The sequence below is a fragment of the uncultured Mucilaginibacter sp. genome (assembly GCF_903893715.1).
Classification (GTDB): domain Bacteria; phylum Bacteroidota; class Bacteroidia; order Sphingobacteriales; family Sphingobacteriaceae; genus Mucilaginibacter.
The window spans coordinates 62,644-69,150 of record NZ_CAITNG010000142.1 but is presented as its reverse complement, the minus strand read 5'-3'; the positions used below and the strand labels follow the sequence as shown (position 1 = coordinate 69,150).

Here is a 6,507-nt window from a genome sequence, read left to right as displayed (position 1 = left end):
GATTTTAAAAAACGGAATAACCCGCTTGCAGGAACTCAGGCAAGACGTGGAAGAATTTAACGACATGGGTATCCCGCCTGCCCAACAGGTGCGCGGGAAATTGAACAGTGTAAGAAACGCCCTTAACGATTTGACCCTGCAACTAGACAGCCACCTGTTTAAGGACGACGATGAGGAAATTGCTTTCTTTAAAACCGTAAAACCGCAGTTCAAAGCGATCTATATTTACGAAACCGAAATCTTTAAAATTGAAACCGGCCGACCGGTCGGCGAACAGGACGCGATTTTCGGCTATTACGAGCAAGAGCTAAAATATATCCGGAATTTTTTTGCTAAACACCAGTTTCTTTACCAATACTATTTGCATGAGGGGACAGAGTTGGATAAAGCCTATTTCACACTTGGCGGACAAATCACCCAACCCATCATCGATCAGCCACTCGACATCAGCCGGGATACGACCATAGGGGATTATTTCTTTTCAAGGTTTATCGCCAATGAACAAATTCAGGAATACTTGTTACGGGCAATTTATTTGCCGGAAGTTAAAAACCACTTACAAGACAGACCGGAGGTATCAATAAAATGGACTGGTGATAAAGCAAACCTAATCGAGTTGGCTTATGGAATCTGGCTGACCGGTCAGCTCAATGAAGGCAACGCCAGCCTGAATGAAATTATCAGGTGGCTCGAAAATGTCCTCGCCGTGAAATTAGGGAATTTCAGGAAGCGCTTTTCCGAACTGGAAAGCCGCAAACGTTTGAGCAGCACTAAATTTATTGATCAGATGAAAGCAGTGATCTTAAAGAAAATGGAAGACGATCTTGCCTGATCAACAATATAGGAACGATTTATATATGCCGGCGGTTCATCGCGGCCGGTTTTTTTGTTTTTAATGGAAATTTAATTTTCGGTACTACCGAAAAGGTAGTGAAAAGCCCATCTCCATAAGCTTCAATTTTGATCCCAATGAAGCTGCACAATATATTTTTCAAACGGCAAAACGCAATTCTCCATGGTTGTCTATCAACCGCGGTGAATAGAATGTCCGCACGAAAAATGATTACGCTGTCTGGGTTATTTTCTTTTTGGCAGCAAAGCATCTCCTTCAGAACATTGATAACGTGAACAACGGCAGGCATACCGGGTTTCCGGCATGCCTGCTGAAGGGACATTTCCATCTGCACTGGCGGTGGTCAGCCGGCTTGCCGGCAAACAATAGGTCTTTGACATCTGGGGATGAAGCATTATCCTGTTAGCACCAGGAAATTTTGCGAAGGTGAGATCATATCAAACCGAAAACGCATTGGCAGGCAAGTAGCCCGAATTGTAGAATTCGACGTGAGTAGTCCCGAACTTATATACCGGCAGAAATGAATTATCGGGTTCGATACCCGCTGCCGGTACCACGTTTTTTAAAACGATATACCTATCAATTTGAATATTAAACTTAATTAATAAAATACTATGTCCAATTTACTAACTGCAAAAGAGCTTAAGGAAAGAGGTTCAATAGTCGAACTGTTGAGCCGCCTGGGGTACCAGCCGGTGCCCAAACGGGGTAGAGAAAAAATGTATGTCAGTATGCTGCGTAAAGATGATACCGACCCATCGTTTTCTGTTAATGACGAACTTGGGGTTTGGTTTGACCATGGGACTGGCAAAGGCGGCAATATCATTGATTTTGGACTGGCTTACTGGAAACATCTTGGATTTAATGAGGTTGTAAGGAAACTACAGGACACTTGCCAAATCGAATCGGGAACCGCTACGACGTTTAAGCCCGAAAAAAAGCCCAGAGTACCCTATCATATTGTAGAACAGGTTAAAGCCTTGGGCACACATCCGGCAATTACTACCTACCTTAAAACGCGCGGCATATTTGAAACCGCAAAAAAATGCCTTCGCGAAGTATATTACTACCTTGAAGATGACGAAGGCGTTCGCAAGCATTTCTTTGCTGCCGGCTGGCAAAACGAAAGTTCAGGGTGGGAGGTCCGTAATAAATTCTTTAAGGGCTGTATTGGTCGGAAGGACATCACCGTTATCCGGGGACATGAAAAAAAGGCGGCCATATTTGAAGGTTTTATTGATTATCTAAGCTGGCGGTTTGAAAACCCAGAAGCAGACCATTCCATCATCGTTTTAAACACGATCACCATGCTGACCAGGGGAGTTGAAAAGGCCAAAGCCTATTCTTCCATCGACATTTATTTTGACCGGGATAAACAGGGTTTTCTGGCGACCAAAGAGTTTTTAAAGTCCTTGCCTTATGCAACCGACCGGTCAAAAGCCTATGAGGGTTACAACGATTACAATGACAAAATTAAGGCACAACTCAACGAAGCTGTGGTTGACGAAAGGAAAACCAGTGAATTCTTTTCCGGTATAAAGGTTCCTTTTGAACGGTAGTTATGATTCCTTCGCTTGCGCCTTACCTTAATTGCGTAACAGAGGGAGATTGTTTAGAGGTCATGAGTTACTTTCCGGATAAGTCTGTTGATATGGTCTTATGCGATTTACCCTATGGTACCACCAACAATCCCTGGGATATTCCCATCGATTTTAATTTGCTTTGGCAGCAGTACACGCGGGTAATCAAACCGAATGGTGCAATTGCTTTGACATCGGCCGGCATATTTACCGGTTATCTGATGCTTAGTAATCCGGCATGGTTCAAATACAAGATCGTTTGGATTAAATCGAAATCCACCAACTTCCTCAATGCAAATAAACAGCCATTGCGAAGGCATGAGGATATTTGTATATTTTATAACAAACAACCCGAATACCACCCTCAAATGATTCCTGGGAAAGCCTATAATAAAGGGTGGCGTAAAAAGCAGACAACCGGAAGCTATGGTTTATATAACCCGTCACATGCGATCAGCGATGGCAATCGTTACCCCTTTGATATTTTATTTTTTGACGAGGAAGAACCCGACGATTGGTTTTATTGCAAGACCTGTGAACATGAAGAAACAAGGCCCTACCACCCGACTCAAAAGCCGGTTGACCTTGGCCGGTACCTCATCAGGACGTTTACGACACCAGGGGCCATTGTTTTGGATAATGCATGTGGCTGCGGTTCATTTTTGATTGCAGCCATTCGGGAATCCCGTCAGTTTATAGGGATTGAGAAAAACAGTGGCGCTTACCACCACAAGATAAAGCCGGTTGATTTCGTAAAAATTGCCAGGCAGCGGATAGCGGCGGAGCCCCCACCGAATTTCTTATTTTATACCTAACAGTTGTGTTGCCAGACACCAAACGGCTAATTTAATAATCCCAAATTCCGTTGTTTTTGCAACGGCAAGATGTCTTTTTGTTACACAAAAAGTCTCTTGCCCTTCCAGGGGGGATTTAAAAAACTCGCAACTCGTTTTTCTATGGATGACCTTAAAAAGCTAAGTGGGAGGCCCAAATTAAAAGAGGGGAAACGCACCAAATTTATCAACGTGCGGTTTACTGAAGACGAATATAAAACGGTCAGCGACCTGGAAAAAGAGTTGGCCATTTCTAAGACGGAGCTGATCCGGATGCGGATTTTATCCGATGCCAAAAGGACTGTCATCAACTCAAAAGAGCTGATCAGGAACCTTGATGTCATCGGGGCTGAAATGGGCCGGGTAGGCAATAACATCAACCAGTTAGCCAAACATGCCAACACGCTTAAACTTCAGGGTGCGCTTAGTCCGTTGGTTGCTGAAAAGTTCAATCAACTATTTGAGGATTACATCCAGGTTCAGCAAATGCTGGAAGTAGCGTTACGAAAAATAATCAGGGCTATGGGAAATTGAGTTTTAAAATGGGGTTACTCCGTTATAAAGATATACAGGTACAAAGTTATACGGTTAGCTTGTTCTAATGATAGCCAGATATAAAGTTACAGCGATACACCGGTACAAAGTTATCCTGATATACAGATAGGTTGTTATTCCGATAGATTGTTAGGGTGATATTTCGATATAAAGATATACGGTTACCGTGATATATGGTTATACTGTTTGGCTGATACACCGTTACCAGGATATCTTGTTAAGGGGTTATTTAGTTATACACTTCCAAAGGTACTTAGTTACCCGGTTACAAACTTATACAGATATGCTGTTATACAGGTAGCTGGTTATACAGTAACGAATTTTCCTTATCCTATGATTGCACATATCCTCGAAAAACCCTCCAGGAGTTTTGCAGGCGTGAAATACAATACCAATAAGGTTGACCGTAATAAAGGTGAATTGATGTTGACAGCCAATTTCGGCCCAATACAAGCACTCAGGAACCCAAGGCCGCAGGACCTGGTAAACTATCTGCTGATGGTAGCCGCTCAAAATAAGAATGTAGCCAATACCCAATTTCATGCAGTCATTTCAAGCCGGGGGAAAACCTACAACAAACACGAACTAACCCAGGTGGCCGTTTTATGGCTCAAAGAAATGGGCTACGGCGAACAGCCATATCTCATGGTTTTTCATAAGGATACTGGAAACAACCATGTACATATCGTTAGCTCACGCATTGATCGAAATGGCCGGCAGATCGACCGTGATTATGAACAAGTAAGAGCAGTCAGGAACATTGATAAAGTATTGGGCTATACCAACGCGATGCAATACAATTTTAGCACTAAGGCCCAATTCTACCTGATTTTGGAAAGGCTCGGCTATTTAGGCAAGGATTATATCAATGAAAAGAAATTGCAGAAAAAACTGGCTGCTTACCGGCCCGATCAGCAGCGAATAACGGAATTAAAAGCTCTCTTCCAGGTTCATAAAAAGAACCCTGAATTTATCAGCCTGATGAAATCTAAATACCAGCTTGATTTAGTTTTTCATTCATCAGAAGGAAAAAAACCTTACGGTTATTCCGTTATCGACCATGCAACAAGGCAGGTTTTTAAAGGTAGTGAGATACTAAGCCTTAAATATCTTTTAGCTGATGGAGTTGAGTTTAGCGTCACTGAAAAAACGGCACAAGGATTTCAAGGCGACGAAACCTATTTAAAAAACAGCGACTATTATTTATCAGATGATTCGGGTTCCAATGAATATAAAACAGAGCCTGTTTATATAGGTCCAATCTTTATCGCACATGATGTAGATGACCAGCAGGTACTGGGCATGAAACGCCGCAGGCAAAAAAAAGCAAGAACTAACACCCGTTAAGGGAAAACCCATGAAGCTATCATGAGCTACTGCTCATGATAGCTTCAATACCATTTAAAAACAATTTACACCATTGAAAAATTATGATATGTTTATTTGGAAACCAAAAAGGAGGCGTAGGAAAAAGTACGCTCACCGTCCTATCAGGGAATTACCTGAGCCTGGCTAAAAACTGGCCGGTGACCATTATTGATATGGATTATCAGCAGTCTATTTCACAAAAATACGACAAGGCTAAAGTGCTGGAAAATGAGGAACCATATGAGGTTCTGCCAGCCAACCTGGAAACTTTCCCGGTGCTCAATAATGTTCTTTCGAAAAACAAAAAGGACGCGGTGCTTATAGACCTTCCCGGTAAACTGGATGACGATGGGCTGATTGCCGTTTTTAAATCAGCCGACCTGGTGATATGCCCGTTCGCTTATGATGAATTTACATTTGAATCCACCGTACTATTTACCGTTGTGCTCAAAAAAGTGAACCCAAAAGTTGATGTTGTTTTTATTCCCAACAGGATAAAAGCCAATGTCAAGTTTGAAATCATGAGCGAGGTGAATGAGCAACTTTCCAAATTCGGCCAGATAACCAGTGCTATCCCTGACCGTATAGACTTTCAGCGGATAACTACCTATCAAACCCCGCTATCACTTTACCCGGTGATCACCCCGGTATTTGAAGAAATTTTTGCAGACCGCTTATGGAAAAAATGAAATCATTAGCCGACCAGCTCCGGGAGAAAATGGTCAAACCGGTTGAAAAGGGAAATGGCGTACAACCCAATGCCGATGAAGACATTCAAAAAAAGGCCAAACGGAAAGCGGATAAAATAATTGAATCGACCATTTTAAAAGCGCTCGTTGCCTACGACAACAGCGACAACAAAAGTATGGTGCATATCCGCTTTGATAAACAAACAGTCGATGTCATGAATAAATTCAAGATGGCAACGAATGTGGATGTAACTAAGTTTGTCGCCTTTGCGGTTAAACATTTCTTCGATACTTACCCGGAAATTAAAACAATCATTAAACAATTTATACAAAACACTGACTTATGACATGGATAAAATTTGCCCTTTGGCTGCTTGGCATCTATACTTTTTATTATGCCGGAATAATCTTTTGGGACTACCTGCGGAGTAACCGCAGTACTCCTGAAAATAGTAAACACGAGCTGACATTCGTGGAGGACATCGAGCCCGAAAAATCATACCCGGAAGAATCGACCGTTTCCGGAAAGGAATCTCCCGTTGCTTTTTCGGGAGGTGTCAGCCTCAAACAACTTTTTAATCTGGCCCGCGAAGAGTCAGTTGAATACATTAAATCTGTAAGCTTTTAAA

General features: G+C 42.3%; 9 protein-coding genes. 8 read left to right on the top strand and 1 reads right to left on the bottom strand.

Features of this window, described 5'->3' with window-relative positions; translation table 11 throughout:
• Positions 1-832: RteC domain-containing protein (locus QZX97_RS17340; RefSeq protein ID WP_295664842.1), on the top strand; the 832-nt coding region annotated here is incomplete at its 5' end.
• Positions 833-851: 19 nt separating this feature from the next.
• Here QZX97_RS17340 and QZX97_RS17335 read toward each other — a convergent pair.
• Positions 852-1,142, bottom strand: coding sequence for a hypothetical protein (locus tag QZX97_RS17335; RefSeq protein WP_295664840.1), 291 nt, complete (start codon positions 1,140-1,142; stop codon positions 852-854).
• 325 nt (positions 1,143-1,467) lie between these two features.
• Here QZX97_RS17335 and QZX97_RS17330 point away from each other — a divergent pair, with 325 nt between their 5' ends.
• The 7 genes from QZX97_RS17330 to QZX97_RS17300 all read left to right on the top strand — a co-directional run bounded on the left by QZX97_RS17330 (position 1,468) and on the right by QZX97_RS17300 (position 6,506).
• A complete protein-coding gene (locus tag QZX97_RS17330; RefSeq protein ID WP_295648332.1) occupies positions 1,468-2,412 on the top strand; it encodes a CHC2 zinc finger domain-containing protein in 945 nt (314 codons plus the stop codon).
• Positions 2,413-2,474: 62 nt separating this feature from the next.
• Positions 2,475-3,248, top strand: a complete 774-nt coding sequence (locus QZX97_RS17325; protein ID WP_295648334.1) for a site-specific DNA-methyltransferase — start codon at positions 2,475-2,477, stop codon at positions 3,246-3,248.
• Between the two features lie 141 nt (positions 3,249-3,389).
• On the top strand, positions 3,390-3,800 hold the full coding sequence (mobC, locus tag QZX97_RS17320; RefSeq protein WP_295664838.1) for a plasmid mobilization relaxosome protein MobC: 411 nt from the start codon (positions 3,390-3,392) through the stop codon (positions 3,798-3,800).
• A 207-nt stretch (positions 3,801-4,007) separates the two neighbouring features.
• Entirely contained in the window at positions 4,008-5,168 is a 1,161-nt protein-coding gene (locus tag QZX97_RS17315) for a relaxase/mobilization nuclease domain-containing protein (RefSeq protein ID WP_295648339.1), read from the top strand.
• An 83-nt stretch (positions 5,169-5,251) separates the two neighbouring features.
• On the top strand, positions 5,252-5,878 hold the full coding sequence (locus tag QZX97_RS17310; protein ID WP_295648341.1) for a ParA family protein: 627 nt from the start codon (positions 5,252-5,254) through the stop codon (positions 5,876-5,878).
• Complete coding sequence (locus tag QZX97_RS17305) at positions 5,875-6,225, top strand: hypothetical protein (RefSeq protein WP_295664836.1); 351 nt, start codon at positions 5,875-5,877, stop codon at positions 6,223-6,225. Before QZX97_RS17310 ends, QZX97_RS17305 begins: the two co-directional genes overlap by 4 nt.
• The gene (locus tag QZX97_RS17300; protein WP_295648347.1) at positions 6,222-6,506 is read left to right on the top strand and encodes a hypothetical protein; all 285 of its coding nucleotides are present in this window, start codon (positions 6,222-6,224) and stop codon (positions 6,504-6,506) included. Before QZX97_RS17305 ends, QZX97_RS17300 begins: the two co-directional genes overlap by 4 nt.
• Position 6,507 lies beyond the last annotated feature (1 nt).

Excerpts from the sequence above, each read along its gene's own strand:
- QZX97_RS17330 (WP_295648332.1), top strand. The coding sequence starts at position 1,468 with ATGTCCAATTTACTAACTGCAAAAGAGCTTAAGGAAAGAGGTTCAATA.
- QZX97_RS17305 (WP_295664836.1), top strand. The coding sequence starts at position 5,875 with ATGAAATCATTAGCCGACCAGCTCCGGGAGAAAATGGTCAAACCGGTT.
- QZX97_RS17310 (WP_295648341.1), top strand. The coding sequence starts at position 5,252 with ATGATATGTTTATTTGGAAACCAAAAAGGAGGCGTAGGAAAAAGTACG.
- mobC (WP_295664838.1), top strand. The coding sequence starts at position 3,390 with ATGGATGACCTTAAAAAGCTAAGTGGGAGGCCCAAATTAAAAGAGGGG.
- QZX97_RS17325 (WP_295648334.1), top strand. The coding sequence starts at position 2,475 with ATGAGTTACTTTCCGGATAAGTCTGTTGATATGGTCTTATGCGATTTA.
- QZX97_RS17335 (WP_295664840.1), bottom strand. The coding sequence starts at position 1,142 with ATGCCTGCCGTTGTTCACGTTATCAATGTTCTGAAGGAGATGCTTTGC.
- QZX97_RS17300 (WP_295648347.1), top strand. The coding sequence starts at position 6,222 with ATGACATGGATAAAATTTGCCCTTTGGCTGCTTGGCATCTATACTTTT.